General features: G+C 58.9%; 21 protein-coding genes. 13 read left to right on the top strand and 8 right to left on the bottom strand.

The features are described 5' to 3' along the window. The first annotated feature begins 5 nt into the window (after positions 1–5). Positions 6–1,049, top strand: coding sequence for an LTA glycolipid anchor biosynthesis glycosyltransferase, IagA/BgsA family (locus tag FFV09_RS09745; RefSeq protein WP_141447656.1), 1,044 nt, complete (start codon positions 6–8; stop codon positions 1,047–1,049). 170 nt (positions 1,050–1,219) lie between these two features. Here the strand turns inward: FFV09_RS09745 and FFV09_RS09740 are convergent, their stop codons facing one another. Next, the gene (locus FFV09_RS09740; protein WP_141447655.1) at positions 1,220–2,137 is read right to left on the bottom strand and encodes an aldo/keto reductase; all 918 of its coding nucleotides are present in this window, start codon (positions 2,135–2,137) and stop codon (positions 1,220–1,222) included. 212 nt (positions 2,138–2,349) lie between these two features. Next, positions 2,350–3,279, bottom strand: coding sequence for a prenyltransferase (locus FFV09_RS09735; RefSeq protein WP_141447654.1), 930 nt, complete (start codon positions 3,277–3,279; stop codon positions 2,350–2,352). A gap of 266 nt (positions 3,280–3,545) precedes the next feature. On the opposite strand from FFV09_RS09735, the gene FFV09_RS09730 reads away from it, so the two are divergent. The 5 genes from FFV09_RS09730 (at position 3,546) to FFV09_RS23725 (ending at position 7,528) form a co-directional block, all read left to right on the top strand. Beyond that, positions 3,546–3,827 (top strand): WGxxGxxG family protein, encoded by a 282-nt coding sequence (locus FFV09_RS09730; RefSeq protein ID WP_141447653.1) that lies wholly within the window; start codon positions 3,546–3,548, stop codon positions 3,825–3,827. A 343-nt stretch (positions 3,828–4,170) separates the two neighbouring features. Next, on the top strand, positions 4,171–5,235 hold the full coding sequence (locus FFV09_RS09725) for an LLM class flavin-dependent oxidoreductase (protein ID WP_141447652.1): 1,065 nt from the start codon (positions 4,171–4,173) through the stop codon (positions 5,233–5,235). A 259-nt stretch (positions 5,236–5,494) separates the two neighbouring features. After that, positions 5,495–5,815, top strand: coding sequence for an ArsR/SmtB family transcription factor (locus FFV09_RS09720; RefSeq protein WP_141447651.1), 321 nt, complete (start codon positions 5,495–5,497; stop codon positions 5,813–5,815). 99 nt (positions 5,816–5,914) lie between these two features. Continuing rightward, the gene (locus FFV09_RS09715; protein WP_141447650.1) at positions 5,915–6,415 is read left to right on the top strand and encodes an SRPBCC domain-containing protein; all 501 of its coding nucleotides are present in this window, start codon (positions 5,915–5,917) and stop codon (positions 6,413–6,415) included. Between the two features lie 792 nt (positions 6,416–7,207). Beyond that, positions 7,208–7,528 carry a LytTR family DNA-binding domain-containing protein gene (locus FFV09_RS23725; RefSeq protein WP_170314986.1) on the top strand — a complete coding sequence of 107 codons (321 nt, stop codon included), beginning with the start codon at positions 7,208–7,210 and terminating at the stop codon, positions 7,526–7,528. 15 nt (positions 7,529–7,543) lie between these two features. Here the strand turns inward: FFV09_RS23725 and FFV09_RS09705 are convergent, their stop codons facing one another. After that, positions 7,544–7,972, bottom strand: a complete 429-nt coding sequence (locus tag FFV09_RS09705) for a MarR family winged helix-turn-helix transcriptional regulator (protein ID WP_141447648.1) — start codon at positions 7,970–7,972, stop codon at positions 7,544–7,546. A gap of 120 nt (positions 7,973–8,092) precedes the next feature. On the opposite strand from FFV09_RS09705, the gene FFV09_RS09700 reads away from it, so the two are divergent. After that, the gene (locus FFV09_RS09700; protein WP_141447647.1) at positions 8,093–8,680 is read left to right on the top strand and encodes an NAD(P)H-dependent oxidoreductase; all 588 of its coding nucleotides are present in this window, start codon (positions 8,093–8,095) and stop codon (positions 8,678–8,680) included. 135 nt (positions 8,681–8,815) lie between these two features. On the opposite strand, the gene FFV09_RS09695 is transcribed toward FFV09_RS09700, so the two are convergent. Beyond that, the gene (locus FFV09_RS09695) at positions 8,816–9,994 is read right to left on the bottom strand and encodes a hypothetical protein (protein WP_141447646.1); all 1,179 of its coding nucleotides are present in this window, start codon (positions 9,992–9,994) and stop codon (positions 8,816–8,818) included. Positions 9,995–10,166: 172 nt separating this feature from the next. Here FFV09_RS09695 and FFV09_RS09690 point away from each other — a divergent pair, with 172 nt between their 5' ends. The 3 genes from FFV09_RS09690 (at position 10,167) to FFV09_RS09680 (ending at position 13,386) form a co-directional block, all read left to right on the top strand. After that, positions 10,167–11,183 carry an SDR family oxidoreductase gene (locus FFV09_RS09690; RefSeq protein WP_141447645.1) on the top strand — a complete coding sequence of 339 codons (1,017 nt, stop codon included), beginning with the start codon at positions 10,167–10,169 and terminating at the stop codon, positions 11,181–11,183. Positions 11,184–11,416: 233 nt separating this feature from the next. After that, positions 11,417–13,024, top strand: a complete 1,608-nt coding sequence (locus FFV09_RS09685; RefSeq protein WP_170314985.1) for a histidine kinase N-terminal 7TM domain-containing diguanylate cyclase — start codon at positions 11,417–11,419, stop codon at positions 13,022–13,024. A gap of 197 nt (positions 13,025–13,221) precedes the next feature. After that, entirely contained in the window at positions 13,222–13,386 is a 165-nt protein-coding gene (locus tag FFV09_RS09680; RefSeq protein ID WP_141447643.1) for a DUF3934 family protein, read from the top strand. 169 nt (positions 13,387–13,555) lie between these two features. On the opposite strand, the gene FFV09_RS09675 is transcribed toward FFV09_RS09680, so the two are convergent. Further along, on the bottom strand, positions 13,556–14,401 hold the full coding sequence (locus FFV09_RS09675; protein ID WP_141447642.1) for a YkgJ family cysteine cluster protein: 846 nt from the start codon (positions 14,399–14,401) through the stop codon (positions 13,556–13,558). A 183-nt stretch (positions 14,402–14,584) separates the two neighbouring features. Between FFV09_RS09675 and FFV09_RS09670 the strand changes: the two genes are divergently transcribed. The 3 genes from FFV09_RS09670 to FFV09_RS24120 are packed head-to-tail and all read left to right on the top strand — an operon-like array spanning position 14,585 to position 17,380. After that, positions 14,585–15,712 carry an NUDIX hydrolase gene (locus FFV09_RS09670; RefSeq protein WP_141447641.1) on the top strand — a complete coding sequence of 376 codons (1,128 nt, stop codon included), beginning with the start codon at positions 14,585–14,587 and terminating at the stop codon, positions 15,710–15,712. After that, complete coding sequence (locus FFV09_RS09665; protein WP_141447640.1) at positions 15,709–16,275, top strand: riboflavin biosynthesis intermediates N-glycosidase; 567 nt, start codon at positions 15,709–15,711, stop codon at positions 16,273–16,275. The genes FFV09_RS09670 and FFV09_RS09665 overlap by 4 nt, the downstream gene beginning before the upstream one ends. Further along, positions 16,268–17,380, top strand: coding sequence for a TIGR02452 family protein (locus FFV09_RS24120; RefSeq protein WP_342782097.1), 1,113 nt, complete (start codon positions 16,268–16,270; stop codon positions 17,378–17,380). The genes FFV09_RS09665 and FFV09_RS24120 overlap by 8 nt, the downstream gene beginning before the upstream one ends. Before the next feature lie 927 nt (positions 17,381–18,307). On the opposite strand, the gene FFV09_RS09655 is transcribed toward FFV09_RS24120, so the two are convergent. The 3 genes from FFV09_RS09655 to FFV09_RS09645 all read right to left on the bottom strand — a co-directional run bounded on the left by FFV09_RS09655 (position 18,308) and on the right by FFV09_RS09645 (position 20,767). After that, positions 18,308–19,300, bottom strand: a complete 993-nt coding sequence (locus FFV09_RS09655) for a catalase family peroxidase (protein ID WP_141447639.1) — start codon at positions 19,298–19,300, stop codon at positions 18,308–18,310. Positions 19,301–19,591: 291 nt separating this feature from the next. Beyond that, entirely contained in the window at positions 19,592–19,903 is a 312-nt protein-coding gene (locus tag FFV09_RS09650) for a putative quinol monooxygenase (RefSeq protein WP_141447638.1), read from the bottom strand. Between the two features lie 240 nt (positions 19,904–20,143). After that, positions 20,144–20,767, bottom strand: coding sequence for a DedA family protein (locus FFV09_RS09645; RefSeq protein WP_141447637.1), 624 nt, complete (start codon positions 20,765–20,767; stop codon positions 20,144–20,146). Positions 20,768–20,896: the final 129 nt, after the last annotated feature.

Here is a 20,896-nt window from a genome sequence, read left to right as displayed (position 1 = left end):
CGAATATGAAAATACTGCTCTATGCCGGATCGCTCGATACGGTCAGCCGAAGCGGGGTCGGCGAAGCCGTGCGCCATCAGCGCGAAGCGCTGGAAAGGCTCGGCGTCGCGTACACGATGGACGAACGGGAAGACTACGACGTCGTCCATCTGAACACCATTTTCCCCGACTCGCTGCGCATGGCGCGAAGAGCGAAGCGGCAGGGCAAAAAGGTCGTGTACCATGCCCATTCCACGATGGAAGACTTCCGCAATTCGTTTATCGGCTCCAATCTGGCCGCTCCCTTGTTCAAGCGCTGGATCATGCGCTGCTACCGCAGCGCCGACCTGCTGATCACGCCGACCGACTATGCCCGAGGCCTGCTGCTCGGGTACGGCCTGACCGGCCCGATCGTCAGCTTGTCGAACGGGGTGGACAGTGCCTTCTTCGCGCCGGACGCCGAAGCCGGACTCCGGTTCCGCGAGCGGTACGGACTCGCAGCCGACACCAAAGTCATTTTGTCGGTCGGCCATTACATCGAGCGCAAAGGCGTGCTGGACTTCGTGGAACTGGCCCGCCGCATGCCGGATCACGAATTTTACTGGTTCGGCCATACGCCGCTGTACATGATCCCGCCGAAGATTCGCCAAGCCGTCGAGACGAAGCTGCCGAACCTGCATTTTCCCGGCTACGTGAACCGGACCGAACTGCGCGACGCCTACTGCGGCAGCGACCTGTTTCTGTTCGCCACGCACGAGGAGACGGAAGGCATCGTGCTGCTGGAAGCGCTGGCCGCCGAAATTCCGGTCCTCGTGCGCGATCTGCCGATCTATGCGGATTGGCTGCGCGACGGCGAGACCGTGTACAAAGCGCGGAGCCTGGAGACGTTCGAGCGCGGCATACGCGGGATCACGCAGCGCACGCTGCCGGATCTGACGGGTAATGGCCGCGAGCTTGCGCTCGGCCTCGACCTCGACGCCGTCGGACGGCGGTTGGTCGAGCTGTACGGCAGGGCGCTGCATGGCGAACCGGAGCCGCCGCGGGCCAAAGTGCTGCGCACCGACGGGTAACGGCCGTCGAATCGGCCGCCGCCGCTCCCGCAAGCCGGCACGAAGCGTTACCTACCAAAAAGCCCTGTCGTCGCTCGGGAGTATCCGCGGATACCCCCGAAGCGTACGAACAGGGCTTTTTGCGCCGAAAATAAGGCGTTAATCGTTAATCGTTAATCTTTAGCCTGAAGTTAAGGCAGTTTGTTGCCCGCCGCGCGGTAGATGGCGTACCATTCTTCGCGGGACAGCTTCACTTCGCCGGCTTTAATGCAGTCTTTGATGCGCTGCACGTTCATCGTGCCTGTCACCGGCTGCATGTTGGCCGGGTGGCGCAGCAGCCACGCGATCGCGATCGTCGTGTTGCTGACGCCGTGCGCTTCGGCCACGTTGTTGATTTCCGCGTTCAATTCCGGGAACTTGTCGTTGTCGAGGAACACGCCTTCGAAAAATCCGTATTGGAACGGCGACCACGGCTGGACCGTGATATCGTTCAGGCGGCAGTAGTCGAGAATGCTGCCGTCGCGGTCGACCGATTCGTCGATCAGCATGTTGACGTTGACGCCGTTGGAGATCATGTTGGCGTTCGTGATGCTGAGCTGGAGCTGATTGGCAACCAGCGGCTGCTTCACGTATTTTTTGAGCAGATCGATCTGCATCGGTTTTTGGTTGGATACGCCGAAGTGGCGCACTTTGCCCGAAGCTTCCAGCTTGTCGAACGCTTCTGCCACTTCTTCCGGCTCGACGAGGGCGTCGGGACGGTGCAGCAGCAGGATGTCGAGGTAATCGGTGTTCAGTCTTTGCAGGATGCCGTCGACGGAAGACAGGATATGCTCTTTGGAGAAATCGAACTGTCCCTGACGGATGCCGCATTTGGATTGAAGGATCAGGTTCTCGCGCACGGACGGGCTCATATGTACCGCTTCGGCGAAAATCTCTTCGCACTTGCCGCCGCCGTAAATGTCCGCATGGTCGAAGAAGTTCGCGCCTTCGTCGAGTGCCGTTTGCACGAAGGTTTCCGCTTCTTTTTTGTCCAGGGAATCGATTCTCATGCAGCCGACAGCGACTATCGGTACGTCAAGATTGCTGCTTCCGAGCTTGATTGTTCTCATCAGGTCTTTCCTCCTCGTATTGGACGAAGGTCCGATTCAACGGAACCCCCGCTGCTGTATGAATGGACGACTTTGGCAAAGGAACCTTTCAGGCTAACCGGTACTTGAAAACATATCAATTGTGGCATAAAAATAAAACGTTTTCAAGGCGAAAAAGCCGCCGTACGAGTTTGGAAGCGAAGCTTCGGCATGATGCGCCCCTTCGACCGGATTCAGTGGAAAATACCGAGCCCGATCGCCAGAATCATCGCGGTGAGCAGCATCTTTTTCTCGCACGCCGTCACGGCTGCCGCGTCCTGCACGTCCACCCGGGCCAGCCAATAGACCGACAGCGCCGCAGCCGCCAGCACGATACCCGCGGCGAGCGTCCGGCCCGTTCCGGCGAACCAGAGCGCGGATACGCCGATCAGGGCGAAATAGACGACGGCCGGCAGACGGGCGAACGCGGGGCCGAACCGGTCGGCGGCCCAGACGACGCTGGTCCGCTTGACGGGGGAAGCGCCGCGGTCGGCCTCCAGATCGGGAATATGATGCACCATTACCCAGGATATGCAGTACATGGCGTTGATCCACGCATTTTGCACGGCCCACAGCGGCAGATCGTCCAGCAGCAGCCACGCTCCGCCGAGTCCCAGCGCGAAAGTGGACGGAAACGTGCTCAGCCACTCCCCGGCAAAAGGAACGTACGACAGCCGAAGCGGAGCCGCGGAGTAGGAGACAGCACCCCAGATTCCGATGACCAGCAGCACGGCGAGCCGAATCTGCCCCATTGCGGCGAGCACCCCCGCGCCAATCAGCAGTACGGCCGTCAGCCCGAAGCCGAAACGTCCCAGCGCTTCCGGCGAGATGCGTCCGTTCTGAATGACCCGGCTGCCGCCGGACAGCAGGGCGGGACTGCGTTCGTCCGTGCCGGACCGGTAATCGGTATAATCGTTGAGCGCATGCGTCAGCAGGCCGTGGATCAGCAGACAGCCGACGAGCAGCAGCGCCGCCGCGGTCAGTACCCGATCGGTCGGCACCGCCGGATCGGCAAACAGCGGATAGACGCCGGAGAAAATAATGACGACGCTCGAAGCGATGACGGCGGCCGGCCGCATGAGCAGCAGTCCGTTTTTGAGGGCGGCAGCGGCGGAGTTCGGCAAGCTTCCAGCTCCTTTCAAGGGAGGATTACCCCCTTATATAACACCCGGTCCAAGCGAAGAACCAGCTTAAAATAAGGTCTCAAGCATCTGGGGAAAATATATTCAACTAATCGAAAAAGATTTCTAAACCTATACAGGGCAAGGGTTCGAGAACTTACCGGATTTGGATACTTAGCTTACATAAGAAGATAGAAAAGATTCAAAAACCTAACCGAGGTTAATAGTAAAAGAATGTCATTCGTGCTTTACAAAGGAGAACAAACAAAATGTTGGCTAAAGTTAAAACTCTTCTCATCGCTTTCACGCTCGTTTCCTCGTTCGGTGCCGCTTCCGCTTTCGCGGGTGAAGTCTCGACCGCTTCTGCCGGAACTTCTTACGTTTCGGCCGCAGCCGAAGTGGAACAAACGACAGGCAACGCCGTGGACGAAGCAACCGACGACGACGGAGACAACGGACTTTGGGGCCTGCTTGGCCTGCTTGGTTTGCTTGGCCTGCTCGGTCTGCGCCGCCGCCACGACCATGATACGACGACTCGTACAGGCAGATAATTCGATCGGGGCAGCAATCAAGCAGTAGGTAAGACAGAAAGCGCCTTTGCCGTGGGAATCTCGCGGCAAGGCGCTTTTTCGTGAAAAGAAACTCCGCCGCTGCCCGTTAGAAAACAGGCAATCCCGCCGTCGGCGTCGCTTTTCCGATCGCGGTCCTCGTTCCGATTCTCTTTTTCGCGACCGTTCCTGCCCGGATTCCGTGAAGATTGAACCGATTTTCAAAACAAAGCTTGAAATCTTCGAAGAAAAAGCCGATAATGAGTATATAAAATAATTATAGTTACTTACTTTAATAAATATATTTAGCCTTCGATTCGGCGGCTCATCAAAAGGAGATTCAATTATGGAAATCGGTATCAGTACATTTGTGGAAACGACCCCTGCGGACGGCACCGGCCCGACGATCAGTCACGCGGAGCGCATTCGCCAGGTAGTGGAAGAAATCGTGCTCGCGGACCAAGTCGGCCTCGACGTTTTCGGCGTGGGCGAGCATCACCGGATCGATTACGCGGCGTCCGCGCCTGCGGTCATTCTGGCCGCGGCGGCGGCGCGCACCGAGAAGATCCGTCTGACGAGCGCGGTGACGGTGCTGTCTTCGGCCGATCCGGTCCGCGTATTTCAGGATTTCTCGACGGTAGACGCGATCTCGAACGGCCGCGCGGAGATCATGGCGGGCCGCGGATCGTTCATCGAGTCGTTCCCGCTGTTCGGGTACGATCTGAACGATTACGACGACCTGTTCGACGAGAAGCTGGAGCTGCTGCTCAAGATCCAGCAATCGGAAATCGTCGACTGGAAAGGCGGACACCGTCCGGCGATCAAAGGCCGGGGCGTCTACCCGCGTCCGGTACAGGAGAAGCTGCCTGTCTGGATCGGCAGCGGCGGCAACCAGGAATCCGTCGTGCGCGCCGGCCTGCTCAACCTGCCGCTGGTGCTCGCGATCATCGGCGGACGTCCGAGCCAGTTCGCGCCGCTCGTCGACCTGTACAAGCGCGCCGCCGAGCACGGCGGGAACGACGCTTCCCTGCTTCCGGTCGCTTCGCATTCGCACGGCTTCGTCGGCGAGACCGACGACGAAGCGGCGGACAAGTTCTTCCCGTCGATGCGCTACGCGATGACGGTGCTCGGCAAAGAGCGCGGTTGGGGTCCGTATACCCGCCAGGGCTACGACGCGCTGCGCGGTCCGGAAGGCGCCCTGTACGTCGGCAGCCCGGAGACGGTCGCGAAGAAGATCATCGACCTGCGCAAAAAAGTCGGCATCACGCGCTTCATGCTGCATACGCCGGTCGGCACGATGGGCAATCACGAAGACGTGATGCGTTCGGTCGAGCTGCTCGGTACGAAGGTCGCCCCGATCGTGCGCGAAGAGATCGCGGCCTGGGAAGCGGCGGGACAGCCGGCCGAGTAAAGAGGTCACACGGGATAAAAGGATTCGTGATCCGAGAAGGTCCGCGCCTGAGGGCGCGGGCCTTTTTTGTCGTTGGGGGTTGTGCCGACGAGCGGGCCCGGGGAGATTGAAAAGAGAATCGAATATTCCTGTACAGGAATATTCGATTCGGTTATACTGAAGCCGACACAAGACGCAGAGCGGAAAGAGGTGATCTTGCGCGGGCCCGCTTCGGGCGAAAGTAGACAGAAGCCGGATCGAGGGGCCGCGCAGAGACGGTATGGATGAAGGGAATACGGAGTTGTTCGGCGCGTTGGCGGAACCGGGCCGCATGCGGATCGTCTCGCTGCTGCGCGGCGGGCCGCTCAGCGTGGGCGAGATCGTGCAGCGATTGGACATGCGCCAGCCGCAGGCTTCCAAGCACTTGAAGGTGCTTCAGCAGGCGGGCGTGGTCGAGGTGCGGGCCGAAGCGAACCGCAGACATTACGGGCTGCGGCCCGAGCCTTTTCGCGAACTGGAAGATTGGCTGGCGGGCTACCGCGAGCTGTGGGAAGAACGGTTCGACCGGCTGGACGCGTACCTGCGCGACATGCCGGACTGATCGGCAGCACGGGACAGCACGGGAAACGAGCTTCGGGCCGATGCCCGGGGCAGGCTTGGAAGTTGTATTCAAATTCAGCTTTTCGAGGAGGACCACGACATGACCGACCGCATGATCGTAAGAGTCGAAGGCCGCGAATTTATTATGGAAAGGATCTTCAAGGCACCGCGCGAGAAAGTGTTCGCCGCTTTCACCCAATGCGAACATTTGACGCATTGGTGGGGACCGCGAGGCTGGGAGCTGACCGCGTGCACGCTCGATTTTCGCCCGGAAGGAGTCTGGCATTACTGCATGACGTGCAAGGACAAGAATCAGGGCGAGTTTTTCGGGATGGAATCGTGGGGCAAAGGGGTATACCGGTCGATTGACGCGCCGAACTCGTTCGTCTACACCGATTATTTTTCCGATGCCGACGGCGCGATCAATGAAGACCTGCCTCCGTCCGACACGACGCTCGTTTTCGAAGAGATCGAAGGCGGCACGAAGCTGATCTCGCGCACGCTGTACGATTCCGAACAATCGCTGCAGACCGTCGTCGAGATGGGCATGGAGCACGGCATCCGCGAGACGTGGGACCGGCTGGAAGAGTATTTGGCCTAAAATGAAAAGAGCAGGTTCGCATCGAAGCGGAGAGACTTCGAAGCGAACCTGCTCTTTTTTTGTAAACAGCTTGGTGGCTGTCTGATGGATTCGGGACGGAAAACATTCGTTTCAGGACGGTTTGTGCCTATAAGGGATCAAAGTATGAGAGAGTGAGGGAGCAAACGGAACGTTTCGTTGCATGAAGCCAAATAGACGGGAGGAACAAGATGGAACCGAAAAAAGCGATCATGTCATTGGTCATAAGTTCGATTGTTTTCATGATTCTGGTCGGAGTCGGAGCTTCGAATTTCGGAAGAGTCGAGGGACAGCCTCTGACTTTGTTTAACGTCGTAGGATTTGTTATGAGCTTGGGCATGTTGATCTTGTCGGTAGGGGCTCTGATTCGAAAGTTAAGCGAACAGAAGAGAGGTCGGCATTAAGGAGTAAAATGAAAAAAGAGATTATTAAAGATCAGGAGCTAAAGAGCATTGCAGTCAGAAATATAATCGATGTTAAAATTGGGTATAAAGTAAATTTATAGCTAAATAACATTCTACTATACTTGTAAATGCCTTTCAAAGGAGTTTAATAGATGTTGAAAGGTTTTTTTACAAGGAGGAATGTTGTGATTACCATTTCGTCTTCAGGCATACTGTTCATACAGCTTTCAGATTATACGCTTCTGCTGCTGTTACTTGCTTTTGGATTAAAAAAAGCGAAACTTCGCTTTTTTCTGAGCGTCCGCAGATCGAAGAATGCGTTCAGGTTGCGTTCCAGAGATCTCTGGATAGGCGAAAAATAGACAAGCAATTGTTCTCGCTCGCCATCGGCAGTCGTCGTATTCATCTGGCGCTGTCCGACCTTTACTTTATCGAAACGCTCCCCCCGCATAAGCTGATTGTACATACGGCGGATTCGCAGTATCAGTTCTATGGGAAGCTGAATCAGTTGGAAAAAGAGTACCCCCAAATGATGAGGGTACATAAAGCTTTTTTGATCAATCCGGAAAATGTACAGGAAATTGATTTTTCAAACAAACAAATCTTTTTTGCAGAAGGGATCGCCTGCAGCCTGTCCGGCAGCAAAGTCAAAGCAATCAAGGAACGGATAGCCAAAACTCCGTCTGATTAAAAGGGCTGAACGTCTCTACCCGAACAGCTTTCGCTGCAGCAGCGCCAGCGCCCGTTCGATCTCCTGCTCTTCCTCTGCCGAGATGCCGTCGATCCGCTGCTCGAACCGTTCCTGTGCCTGTCCGAACACGCGGCCCATCAAAGCCTGCCCGTTCGCGGACAGCCGGAACAGCTGGCGGCGCCGGTCGGCGTCGTCCACCGCTTTTTCGCACAATCCTTTTTCCAGCAGCTTGCGCAGCTCCCGGCTTGTATTGGGCAGCGACAAATCGACGCAGTCCGCGATATCGCTCGGCGTTACCGGCTGCGTAAACATCATATATTCGAGAATTTTATATTGGGCGGGCGTAATATCTTCGCTCTTCACGCCCTTGGTCAGTTCGTGGCTGACTTCATGTACCGAAGATATGAAAGCGACGACTTTTTGAAATAGTGCGCTGTGGTCCATGTTCTCACCTCTTTTCTTTAACATAGCAAAAAACTTATCTATAAACAATTATCATTTGACAACTATAACTCCGGTGTGCTATCTTTTTGTTATCAAATGATAATGAAAAGGGGAACACACATGAACATGCTGTTGATCTACGCGCATCCCAATCACCAGAGCCTGAGTTACGCTTTTATGCAGCAGGTATTGCGCGGCGGAGGCGAGAACCCGGGCGTCAAGGAAGTCCGCGTGCTCGATCTGTACGAAGAAGGCTTCGACCCGGTGCTGGTGTTCAACGAAGACAAGCGCCGGCGCGACATGCATATCGATCCCGAACTTTCGCGGCATCGCGAGCTGCTCATGTGGGCGGACAAAATCGTGCTGATCTATCCGATCTGGTGGGGACGTCCGCCCGCGATGATGCTGGGCTTCGTCGACCGGATGTTCGCGTCCAAGTTCGCCTATCTCGACAAAGGCGGCCTGATGCCGGAAGGACTCATGAAAGGCAAATCCGTCGTCTGCATCTCCGTCATGAAAGGACCGACCGGCTATTTGCGCCTCGTCATGGGCAACGCCCATCAGGTACTCATGCGCCGGGCGCTGTTCGGATACGTCGGCATCAAAAAAGTGAAGTTTTTCGAATTTGGCGGCATGGAAAGTCCCAAAGGCAAGCATGCGCAGAAGCTGGACAAAGTCTACAAATATTTCCGGGCCGTGGCTCAGTAAGCGTGGCTGCCCTGAAATCGCCCACACAAAAAAAGGAACGGCTCATAAGCCGTTCCTTTTCTTTTCCTGCCCTTGCCGGAAAAATCGAGTAGAGCGCAGCTCGTCCCTTCCGCTTTTTTCCCAACTTCGTCTCGCTTAAAATTTTCCCGGCATCTTTTTCACCACAGCTTCGGACAGGTCGTTGCCGGTCATCCACATATGGTTGTAGCCGATGCGCAGCGCTTGATACGTCTTGGCGTAGTTGGCGTTGTGATACGAGTCGATCGCCGTGATCACATGCGCGCCGTGCATGGCGTTCGCCTGGTACGTCATCGTCTTGTCGAGCGGCAGGCGGTTGACCTGGAACGCGGTAATCTTGGCGACGAAATCGCCGAGATCGGCTTTGGCGGCTTTGCGGCCCGCTTCGTTACCGGCAAGCGTCGCAGCCAGATACAGCTGGTAATCCTTGATATGGCGGTTCCACTGTTCGTTGAACGTTTTGGCGGCGCCGGCCCCGAACAGGCTGCGGTGCACCGCGGTCAAAGCGGCCGTGTTTTTATCCAGCGCGGCTTTGGCGTTGGCGTAATCCGGCGCTTTGTCGTGCGCTTTCTGAAGCACGAGGATCGACAGGATCGCGTGCTCGCCGAGTCCTTGTCCCATCTGCTGGCGCAGGTAGGCGGCATCCGTCTGGGTCGACGTTCCTTTGAACTTGGCCGGGAACTGCTTCACGACGGCGGTCGCCATCATGGCGCCGATCGTCGAAGTGCGGGCATAGGCGTTATGCGCAGCCGTGTACGCGGTTCCGTATTTGCCGGAAGCGTAGCCGTCGAACGATTGCAGCAGATACTGCTCATGGACGAGCAGGTTTTGTTCGAGCGTCTTGCGGTCGAGGTGCGGATTGAGATTGTTGAGCACCGTAGCCATGGACGAAGCGTTTTTCTTCAGATCCGACGTGGCCTGTTTGCGGGCGGCGTCGTTCTTGGAGCGGGTCGCGTCAACGTAGTTCATCAGCAGCGCGATATGGTTATCCCAGCCTGTGCGGAACGTTTGGGCGGCGCTTTTGCCGTAGAGGTCCGACACCATCATGGCCATCGTATTCGAGTTGGCGTTGAGCAAGTTCATCGCTTCCGAGGCGTCTTTGGCTTGGTTAAATCGTTTTTGCATGGCTATAACCGTGTAGTAGGCATGTTCGCCGTGCACTTTGGCCATCGTCGTGCGCAGATCGGCAGCCGGCGTTTTGGTAGTAGGCGCCGAAGCGCCAAAAGCGGTTACAGGCAGGGCCGTCAGAATGAGGCAAAGCATCAACAAAAGAAAGGGACGAAACGGTTTTCTCATAGATGCAGCTCCTTTTCCGTGGATTGGGCTTCACGCTTACCTTTAAAGAAAATTTTTCCTGTTGAATCACCTCAATGGAAATTTGTGTTCGCCTTGCGGGCATGCTATCCTAAAGGCCGTAAAGTGGAAAAAAACGGGCAAGTCTATCTTTTTTCAAAACGGAGGGGAAAATATGAAAGCGCTATTTATCGGAGGAACGGGCACGATCAGCACAGAGATTACGAAGCTGCTGCTTGCGCAGGGGCATGACCTTTATTTGCTGAACCGGGGCAGCCGCAATGCGGAACTGCCGGAAGGCGCGCATCTGCTGCAGGGCGACATCAACGACGAAGCCGAAGCGGCCAAGCTGATCGCGGATCTGGAGTTCGACGTAGTCGCGCAGTTCATCGCATTCGTGCCGGCGCAGGTCGAGCGCGACTACCGTCTGTTCAAAGGGAAAACGAAGCAGTATCTGTTTATCAGCTCGGCGTCCGCCTACCAGTCGCCGCCGGCGGATTACCGGATCACCGAGAGCACGCCGCTCGCGAATCCGTACTGGGAATACTCGCGCAACAAGATCGCCTGCGAAGAATACTTGATGCAGCGTTACCGCGAAGACGGCTTCCCGGTGACGATCGTCCGTCCGAGCCATACGTACAGCGAACGTTCGGTGCCGGTCGGCGTACACGGCAGCAAAGGGCCATGGCAGGTGCTCAAGCGGATGCAGGAAGGCAAGCCGGTGCTCGTGCACGGAGACGGCACGTCGCTCTGGACGGTCACGCACAGCCGCGACTTCGCCAAAGGCTTCGTCGGGCTGATGGGTAATATTCACGCGATCGGCGATGCGGTGCATATCACGTCCGACGAATCGGTCACGTGGAACCAGATTCACGAGATCGTCGCGTCGGCGCTCGGGGTGAAGCCGAACCTGCTGCATGCGCCGTCGGCGTTCCTCGACGCGTGCAGCGGCGAAGACTACCGCGGCAGCCTGCTCGGCGACAAGGCCAATACGGTCGTGTTCGACAACTCGAAGCTCAAGCGGCTCGTGCCGGAATTCGTCGCGACGACGCGGGCGGACCAGGGACTGCGCGAAGCGGTGGCGTACATGCTGTCGCATTCGGAAGCGCAGCAGGAAGATCCCGAATTCGACGCCTGGAGCGATAAAGTGGCGGCGGCGTTGGAACGGGCCGTTGCCGAGATCAAAGGCTGAAACAAAGTTCGTCCCGGCCGCTTCGCGGATTTTCCGCGGAGCGGCTTTTTGATTGGAAACCGCGCGATTCTGCGTGGCCCGGTACACTTCCGCACGAACCGGCCGCTATCCAACTAATGGTTGGGCATAAACAGCTAAACTGCTATATAATAAAAAGAATTGCGCAAGAATACCCAGTCCCTATAGTCCGTTTGACCGAAAGCGATCCTATCTTCCAGATGGAGCAGGTGAACATGGCCCAGCCGTTATTCGTATACGTATCGATCATCATGATGGGCGGGATGCTGAGCCTTTTTCTCGCGGTTTATGCCCTGCTCCGATTCAAGCATGCGCCAGGCGGCCGATATTACGTGTTGGCCGCGCTTATGGCTTCTATTTTGGCGTTCGGATACGCGTTCGAACTGACCAGCGACACGCTGGAACAGATCAAATTCTGGATCGGCATCGAATATTTCTCCCTGCCTTTCCTGCCGGTGTTTACGCTGCTGATGTGCGTGGAATACGCGGGCATCCGGCTCGGCAATTGGAAAAAGCGCATGCTGTACCTCATCCCGCTGCTGACTTTCGTGATTCAGCATACGAACGATCTGCATCATTTGTACTATACGTCGATCGGCCTGCGGGCGGACGCGCCGTTCCCGATCGTCGAACTCGGCCGCGGGCCGTGGTATGCCGTCCATACGCTCTATTTGTACGGCTGCCTGGCGCTCTCGATCTTCGCGCTGTCGACGCGCATGCGCCGGAGCGGCCGCCGTTTCCGCCTGCAGATGCTGGCGATGGCCGCGGGGCTGCTCGTGCCGGTCGCGGGCAATCTGTATTACCTCGCAGGGCTCAGTCCGTACGGCATCGACCTCGGGCCGGTGTTTATCAGCTTCTCGTTCGTGTTCCACAGCATGGCCGTGTTCCGTTTCCGCATGTTCGACGTGGCGCCGATCGCGCGCGACCTCGTGTTCGAGAACATGGAAGACGGCGTGCTCGTCCTGAATGCGCAGAACGTCATGGTCGATTACAACGCCGCCATGTTGAAGCTTGCTCCCGGCTTGAACAGCCGCCTGATCGGGCGTCCGGCCGAGGAAGTGCTGGCCGAGCGTCCGCAGATCGCGCAGAGCGTAGTCGACGGCCGGGAATGCGATCTGCGGCTCGGCGGGGACGACGACGGGATTTACGTGCATCTTCGGTTCTCGCCGATCCGCGACCGCGAAGGGCAGCGCTCCGGCAGCATCGTCACGTTCGTCAACATTACCGAACGGGTCGAGATGGAAAAAGAACTCAAGCGGCTCGCCAATACCGACGGCCTCACCGGGCTGTTCAACAAAAACGCCCTGATCGAGCGGGCCGAGCGGGGACTGCGCGAAGCTTCGCGGCATGGCGGGTCCGCCGCGGTCGTCATGTTCGACGTCGATCACTTCAAGCGCGTCAACGATACGTTCGGCCACGAAGCGGGCGACCGGGTCCTGTCCGGCGTGGCGGAGATCATCCGCTCGATCATCGAACCCGAAGACGTCGCCGGCCGCTACGGCGGGGACGAATTCGTCCTGTACCTGCCGGACACCGGCGCACAAGAAGCGTGCGCCCGGGCCGAGCGTATTCGCGCCGCCGTGGCGGCGCTTGCGATCGACGTCGTCGGCCACGGTGTGAGAGTCACGTCCAGCTTCGGCGTCGCGCAGCTTCCGGCGGAAGCGCTGTCCGATCCCACGCCCGCCGACGTCTGCATGCAGACGCTGATGCGCAAAGCCGACCAGGCGCTGTACGAGTCCAAGCAGCTCGGCCGCAACCGCGTCAGCCTGTACGCGGACGAAGTCCGCGGCACGGACGCCGCCCGGTTGGAAGGGGCGGAGTGAGCGGGCTCCCGAAAAGGCCGCTCAATCGCTCCACACCGCCAACATCCATAAATTTATGTTGCGGCTAAACGGCGATTCTCCCTTGTGCCGGAGCCGCGTCTAACGTACGATAGAACGACAGACGTCCATGCGCATCGGAACGGCCGATAGATCGGTACGGCGGGAGGCGAGGGACGCGAAAGCGAGGCGAACCAATCATGGCAAGCAAGAAGGGCGGCACGGGCCGCGGTACCGGCAAGAAAGGCTGGACCCGCTGGCAAAAAGCGGAGAACCGCAAGAAGAACGCACCCAAACCTTACAAGACCAAGGGAACCAAAGACACCGAAGCGAAACCCGAAACCGGCGGAGCAAACGGCGAATAGGCGGAAGTTTCCGGCCGCAGCCGATGAAGATACAGTCGGCGCAGCAGCGCGGGCAGCAAGAAAAGACCGTTTTCCACGACCATCTGAGAGATGGCGGGGAAAGCGGTCTTTTTGATGGTTTTTTTTCGGCGGGGATTCGGGATTGGCGCTGCATGTGCAAGGCCGATATTCAGTTCGCCGACGAGCCGTGCGCCGCCATCCGCGCGTTGTGCTCGGCGAGCGGCAGATCGAAATTGTCGCGATTGCCGAGCTGCGTCGTCTGTCCGCTGCCGTGCCGGCCGTACAGGACAAGCCAGTAGAAAATCGGATACTGGCGCAGCGGATTCCGCTTCGGCCCGACGCGCACGTCGGCCAGCTCCTCGTAGCGGGGCCAGAGGTCCGCGACGTTCGGCGTGATCTTGCGGTGCGCGCGTCCGCCTTCGATATGTTCGCATACGCGCTCGGTTCTCAGCCGTTCGCGCCAGCTGCCGTAGAACGTATGCGAGCTGCCGTGCGTGCGGCACAGAAACGGGCGCGCCGGATACACCCGGCATCGTCCCGTCGCCCGGTCGAGCAGCGGACAGGGGAAACTGTTGCGTCCCGCATGGTGGCGAATCGCGTCCAGCTCGCCTTGGCGGTCGGCCGTGTGCGTCAGCGACGCGTGCAGGTCGGGATTTTCGCTCTGAAACGCCAGCAGGTTCTCTTCGGCGCGTTCGAACGCTTCGCGGACTTCGTCTTTGCTCCAGTGTCGTTCCATGTAGACGAGCAGCAGTTCGAATTCGACTTGGGACACGGGAAAATAGTCGGAGCAGCATGAGCTGCATCCTTCGTGGCAGGGAGGCTGCTTGGGACTGCCCGCCCGGTAGTCCGCGATCGTGACTTCGACGTCACCGTACAAGCGGGTCATCTGCACCGCCCGGCTGTCGGCCGAGGCCGTCTTGTGGCAGAGACGCATTTTGCGTCCGCTGCCGCAAAAACACGGTGCGTTCTCATCCGGAGCCAGCTGCGGCGTGTGCGCTTCCGGCGTATTCGGCATGCGGGTTTCACTTCCTCGAAGTTGGATTCTTTTCCCATTATACGCTTTATGCCGCACGGTTGACAAAAAAGGGCCATTCTTTTATTGTTGATAGTAACTTTTAGATAATATCAATATGTGACGAACGAAATGCTTGCCGTGATAGATGGACGCAAGCGGGAGATGACGCGGAGGTGCACGGGCATGACACAAGAACGGGCGGAAGGAAGCAGTTTGGGAAAAGAGAACGGACTCGACCCCGAAAAGCGTAACGGCGCAGAGAAGCCTGACCACAGCGGGAACGGCAGCGGAAAAAGCGGCAGAAGCGGCGAAGACGCGGACAAACGCAGTCCCGGGACGGCGCGCGACGCCGACGGCCGGACGGAAGAGGAATTTCTCGCCGCGTACGACGTCGGCGATTACGAGCGGCCTTCGGTGGCGGCGGACATGGTCATTTTCACGGTGGCGGGCGACAAAGAAGCGAATTACCGCAAGCTGCCCAAGCGTTCGCTGCGCGTGCTGCTCATTCGCCGGGGCGGCCATCCGTACTTGGGCAGCTGGGCGCTACCGGGCGGATTCGTCCGCCCGAACGAGACGGCGGATCAGGCGGCGGCCCGGGAGCTGCGCGAAGAGACGGGCGTGGACCGCGTCTATCTGGAGCAGCTGCACACGTTCAGCGACGTGGGGCGCGATCCGCGCACCTGGGTCATGAGCTGCGCCTATATGGCGCTCGTCGACAGCCGTGGTCTGGACGTGCGCGCCGGCGACGATGCCGATCGCGCCGCCTGGTTCGAGCTGACGTACCGGCTGCAAGGCGACAGCCGGGAGCGGCTGGGCGGCGGCGTGGTGCATACGCGGCGCTATGAGCTGCGGCTGACGTCCTTCGGGGCGGGCAGCGGCGAAGCCGAAGCGCGGCGCGGGAACGGGGCGGACGGGACGGAGAGCACGGACGAAGCCGACGCGATCGAATTGACCGCGATCGTGGAGCGCCGGCTTACCCGCACGAACGGGGCTTCGACCGACGAGTACCGGATCGCGGACAATGACGGTCTGGCATTCGACCATGCCAAGATGATCGCGATGGCGATCGAGCGGCTGCGGATGCGCGTGGAACGCGACGAGCTGGCGCTGCATCTGATGCCCGAGCGGTTCACGCTGACGCAGCTGCAGCAGGTCTACGAAGCGATTCTGGACCGCGAACTGCTCAAAGCGGCTTTCCGCCGCAAAGCGGAGCCGCTCGTGGAGAAAACGGACGAATATACGGAACATGCGGGTCACCGGCCGTCGAGATTGTATCGGCGCAGCCGCGAAGAATGGGGAGATTACCGATGAATTACGAGCTGAACGAACTGCGCCGGGCGCACGAAGCGGGGCAGCGGTTCAAATATTTGTTTTTCTGGGGACATACGCCCAAGCGGCCGGGCACGATTGACGCCAGCTGTCTGAGCCAGTGGTGGCCGAGCGCTTTTACGGTCGACGGCACCGAATACGTCTGCGCGGAGCAGTACATGATGGCGGAGAAAGCGCGGTTGTTCCGGGACGAAGAGACGCGCCAGCGCATTTTGCGGGCCGAACATCCGAAGCGCATGAAAGAATTGGGCCGGGAAGTCCGGAACTTCGACGACGCCGTCTGGAAAAAAGAAGCGTACGGCATCGTCCGGCGCGCGAGCACGGAGAAGTTCCGGCAGAACGCCGAGCTGTGGGCTTTTCTCCGCAGTACCCAAAACCGCGTGCTGGTCGAAGCCAGTCCGAGAGACCGGATCTGGGGCATCGGCCTCGGCAAAGACCACCCCGACGTGGAGAATCCGTCCGCATGGCGCGGAACGAATCTGCTCGGTTTTGCGCTGAGCGAAGCGCGGGATACGTTATTGAAGGAGGAAGTTCAAGATGAATGAACGGACGCAGGGACAGGCAGGCGGCAGCCGGGAAAAAGCGCGCGACCGCATGCGGCGCACCGCCGCCGAGACGGTAGAGATCGCCCGCAGCGGCGTGTACGCCTACCGCGGACAATCGATCGATATTCGCGCAGCGCAGCGGCTGAGCGAAGAAGGCAGCCGGCTTATTACGCCGGAGCGCGGCGCGGAAATCGTGCGCACGCTGGCCGGCCGCAGCGGCAGCCTGCGCACGGACTACCGCGTCGTCAACGAATCGGCCGTGAAAACGGTGCGGGAGTTGGCGGTGGGCGGAGCCGGGCTGGGCGAGGTAGCGGGCGGAGAGAGCGTCGGAGCGGTGCGGGATGCGGCGGCAGGCGGAGCGGCGGCAAGGGAAGCGGAGCAAGGCGAAGCTGGGCGCGAAGCAGGCCGAAGCGAAGTGGCGGCGGGTGGAGCGGGTGGAGGCGAGGCGGTTCGCGAAGCGGTGGGCGAAGGACGCATAGGCGAGGCGGTTCGCGAAGCGGCGGCAGGTGGAGCGGTCATAGCTGGAACGGGCCGTATCGGGCTGCTGAATTTTGCCAGCGCCAAAAATCCGGGCGGCGGCTTCTTGAACGGGGCGACGGCGCAGGAAGAGAATCTGGCGATTTCGAGCGGCCTGTATCTGTCGCAGCTGCGAAACGCCGGCTACTACGACGCCAATCGGGCCTGCGGCTCGATGATGTATACGCATCACGCGATTTATTCGCCGGACGTCGTCTTTTTCCGCGACGAGCGGTTCGAACTCGCGCCTCCGGTCTGCGCGTCGGTCTTAACGCTGCCGGCCGTCAACTACGGCCAGGTGCTGCTCAAGGGAGAAGATGCCGACCAAGCCAAAATCGCCATGCTGGAACGCATGCGACTGGCGCTGGCGATCTTCGCCGAACGCGGCGACCGGACGATCGTGCTCGGCGCCTACGGCTGCGGTGTGTTCCGCAACGACCCGGCGGAAGTCGCTTCCTGGTGGCGCCGCCTTCTGGACGGCGAAGGCTGGTCTGCGCACTTCGAACAAGTCGTGTTCGCCGTACTGGACCGTTCGCAAGACGGCCGCACCCTTCGGCCGTTCGAGCGCATCTGGGGCCGCGCGCTCTGAGCGAGGGCGGCGCAGCGCGCAGGGGCGCGAACAAAGCCGGTGCCAAGCCGGCAGCGGGCGGCTTCGAGCGGGGACACACCGCGACACGCCGCGCAACGCCAAAAAAAGAGGAAATAAGTGCGACAGCGCACTTATTTCCTTTTCTTTGCGAGCTCGCTGCAAATAGCTGCCTGAGAACACTTATTTGCCGCTTTCTTTACGGATATTCTCGTCTATAGGCAAATTAGTTGTTCTCTCGCACCTATTTCGCAATTTGCGGCTTTTTGGAGCCGAATAATTGCAGCTGTGCACTTAATTCGAGCAGGCCAGCGGTTCAGGCGATCGGATAGCTGTCATTCGGCAGGCGATGCGCCTAATAAGTGCGACAGCGCACTTATTTCCTCTTCTTTGCGAGCTCACCGCAAATAACGGCCTGAGAACACTTATTTGCCGCTTTCCTTACGGATATTCTCGTCTTTGGGCAAATTAGTTGTTCTCTCGCACCTATTTCGCAATTTACGGCTTTTTGGAGCCGAATAATTGCAGCTGTGCACTTAATTCGAACAGGCCGACTGTTCAGGCGATCGGATAGCTGTCATGAGGCGGGCGATGCGCCTGATGCGCCGCCGCGAAAAGGCCCGAACCGCGATCCATTCGCGGTTCGGGCCTTGGACGGTTATTCTTGTCCCGCCTGCTCATCGAGCAGGATGGCTGGTTTGGCCCGGCCGGCCAACCTGGTCCGGCCCACAAACCGATGTCAGCCATATAATCAATGCTGGCTTACAAAAAGCGGCTCAGCGTATCAACTTCGCCTTATGGCTCAGCCTCACGCTCCAACTTGGCGTCCGCCTCCTGCGCTCAATGCCCGCCCAGCGCTCAATACCCGCCCTGCGCTCAATGCCCGCCCTGCGCTCGATACCCGTCCTGCGCTCAATGCCTGCTCAGCGCTCAATGCCCGCCGCTGCGGCGTTTCAAAGATTCCGCGTACGTATCGCGGCGGAAGTTCAGGATCGGGTCGTCGGACAGGGCGATTCCGTCCGGGACGGCGGTCGGGTCCATGATCAGTCCCGGCGGCTCGGCGATCGGTTCCAGCAGCACGAGGCGGCCGGCGTCGATCCGTTTGCGGTCGCTCGGCCAGCGCTTGGTCGGATCGTTCGTCGGGTCGCCTTCTTCGCCGAAGACGATATTCAGCTTGAACGACGGCGGATGCGCGAGCATCCGCAGCTCCAGTTCGCGTTCCAGATAGTCGTCGGGCATGGCGGCCGCGTCGTGGATCGACAGCGTCTGCACGCCGAGGTCGGGAATCCATTCGAACTTGACCGGCCGGCGGCGTCCTTCCGAATCGACGAGAATATAGACGTGAATGCAGTAATAGAGGTTGGTGGCGTAGCTGGCCGGCGGTTTGAGACGCTTGAGCGCCAGCAGACTCTGCCGGCTCTCGCCGAAGTGGCGGGCGAAGCGGCGCAGCGCTTCCGCTTTGGGCATCTTGCCGGCTTTGGTGCGGTTGAGCGTCGTCAGCATTTCCATAAAAGATTCCGGCGTCCGGGCAAAAAAGACCGGAACGGTAACGCCCACCATATTGGTGTGCCCGCCTTCCGGTAGCAAAAACTGGACCGCCATGCCTTTGGCCGGCGATAACAGGTCGGCCAGCGCCGGATCGGTCGAGCTGCCCGAGAAGCGGACGATCGCCTTGATCTCGCGCTCCTGCAAATGCGCGGCGGTCGTGTACGGGGCGGCTTTGCCGCTCGGGAGAAAAGAAGCCCGGCAGCAAAAGCCGCGCGCATGGGCACGCCGGTAGCCGGGATGGACGCCGGAGACGTGTTCGAGTTCGTCGACGGCTTCTTCCGCCGCCGTGACGTATAGGGAATCGGATGTGCCGGAAGCCTCGTTCGCGCCGCCGGATAAGCCGTTTGCTTGATGATTTTCAGTTTCGCTGAACATAGCGGTCGTTCACCTCTCGCTTCCTGTCGCTGCCGGAGAACGGCTGTATGTGCCGCTCTCCGGTCATTCCCTTTTCTATACCCGAGAATTCGGCAAATAGAATCGCCCTTCGCCGGATTCGGCAAAGGGCGATTCTATTGTTCGGATGTCGGGACCCGACCTGCCGACGGAATCTTCGGTCAAGGGTTCCAGCCGCTTCCTTATAAGGATGTTCGATCCGGCTTGTGCGCTATCGTTCGCGGGCGATCCCGATCTTTTTTTGCATGCGATCGGGCTTGCCCCGGCAACGGATTACCCCGTAATCGGCTGCAGCCGGTACACCTCGCGGCTCTCGATCAGCGGTTCCGTCGCCCGCCGGTACTCCCGGTAATGCTCGCTGTCCAGATGCGCCTGGACGGCCGCCGCGTTCTCCCAACGCTCGTAGAAGACGAAGGTGAGCGGATCTTCGGTCGATTCGTTCAACACGTATTCGACGCATCCCTGCTCCGTCCTCGTCGGACCGACGACTTTGATTAACTCGCCTCTGAGCTCGTGCTCGCCTCTGAGCTCGTGCTCTGTTCCGGGCTTGGCTTTGAGTATGGCCGTGATCGTGATTTCTTCCATTTGAAAAACCCCTTAGTATCGAAAATTGAGAAGGCCTTCGGCCCTTAATTTGCAGCCGCCGCGTCGAAAATTGAGAAGGCCTTCGGCCCTTAATTTGCAGCTGCCGCGTCAAAAATTGAGAAAGCCTACGGCCCCTTAATTTGCAGACGCCGCGCTAAGCGACATCTTTTAATCTTTAATCTTTAATCTTTTAGAACTTTACCCTTTCCGTCCTATCCAAAACTCCCTTCCCCTCCCCTTTCAAGACTCGCTTTTCGCCCCCCGGCTTCTTTTCCAGAAAAAGAATGCCGCTCCTCCGACGACCAGTACGCCGAGGATGACGTAGATCACGTTCGAGAAGACGTCAAGCTGGCCGACTACGCTTTCCCACGATTCGCCGACCGCGCTGCCGATATACGTCAGTACCGTGTTCCACAGCAGCGAGCCGAGCGTTGTGAGCAGCAGGAACGAACCCAGATTCATGCGCACGCTGCCGGCGGGGATCGAGATCAGGCTGCGCACGAGCGGCACGAGGCGGCAGAGGAACACGGCCCATTTGCCGAAACGGTCGAACCAGCCGTAGGCTTTGCCGACGTCTTCTTTTTTGAGCCGGAGCCATTTGCCGCGCTTCTCGATCAGCCGCTCCATGCGGTCCTGCTTCATGACGGCGCCGATCGCGTACAGCGCGACCGCGCCCGCCACGGAGCCGAGCGTCGAAGCGATCACGACTCCGGTAATGTTCATGTCCGTCTGCGTCGTCATGAATCCGCCGAACGTCAAGATGACCTCGGACGGAATCGGCGGGAAAATATTTTCCAGGGCAATCAGCAGAAAAATGCCGAAGTATCCCCAGTCGTTCATGAAGTCCGTAATCCAATTCTCCATTTCGTTCACCTCGGCTGTTGAATTTGAAGGGATTCCGGCTCCCGGTGCTGCTGCGAAAACGTCGATGACGGCGTCCCGATTCAATATGTAAATATCGATATATTTTCAGAAAAAGAAGAGATATTTTCA

This window comes from Saccharibacillus brassicae, assembly GCF_006542275.1.
Taxonomy (GTDB): domain Bacteria; phylum Bacillota; class Bacilli; order Paenibacillales; family Paenibacillaceae; genus Saccharibacillus; species Saccharibacillus brassicae.
This window is presented reverse-complemented; position numbering and strand designations above follow the sequence as displayed.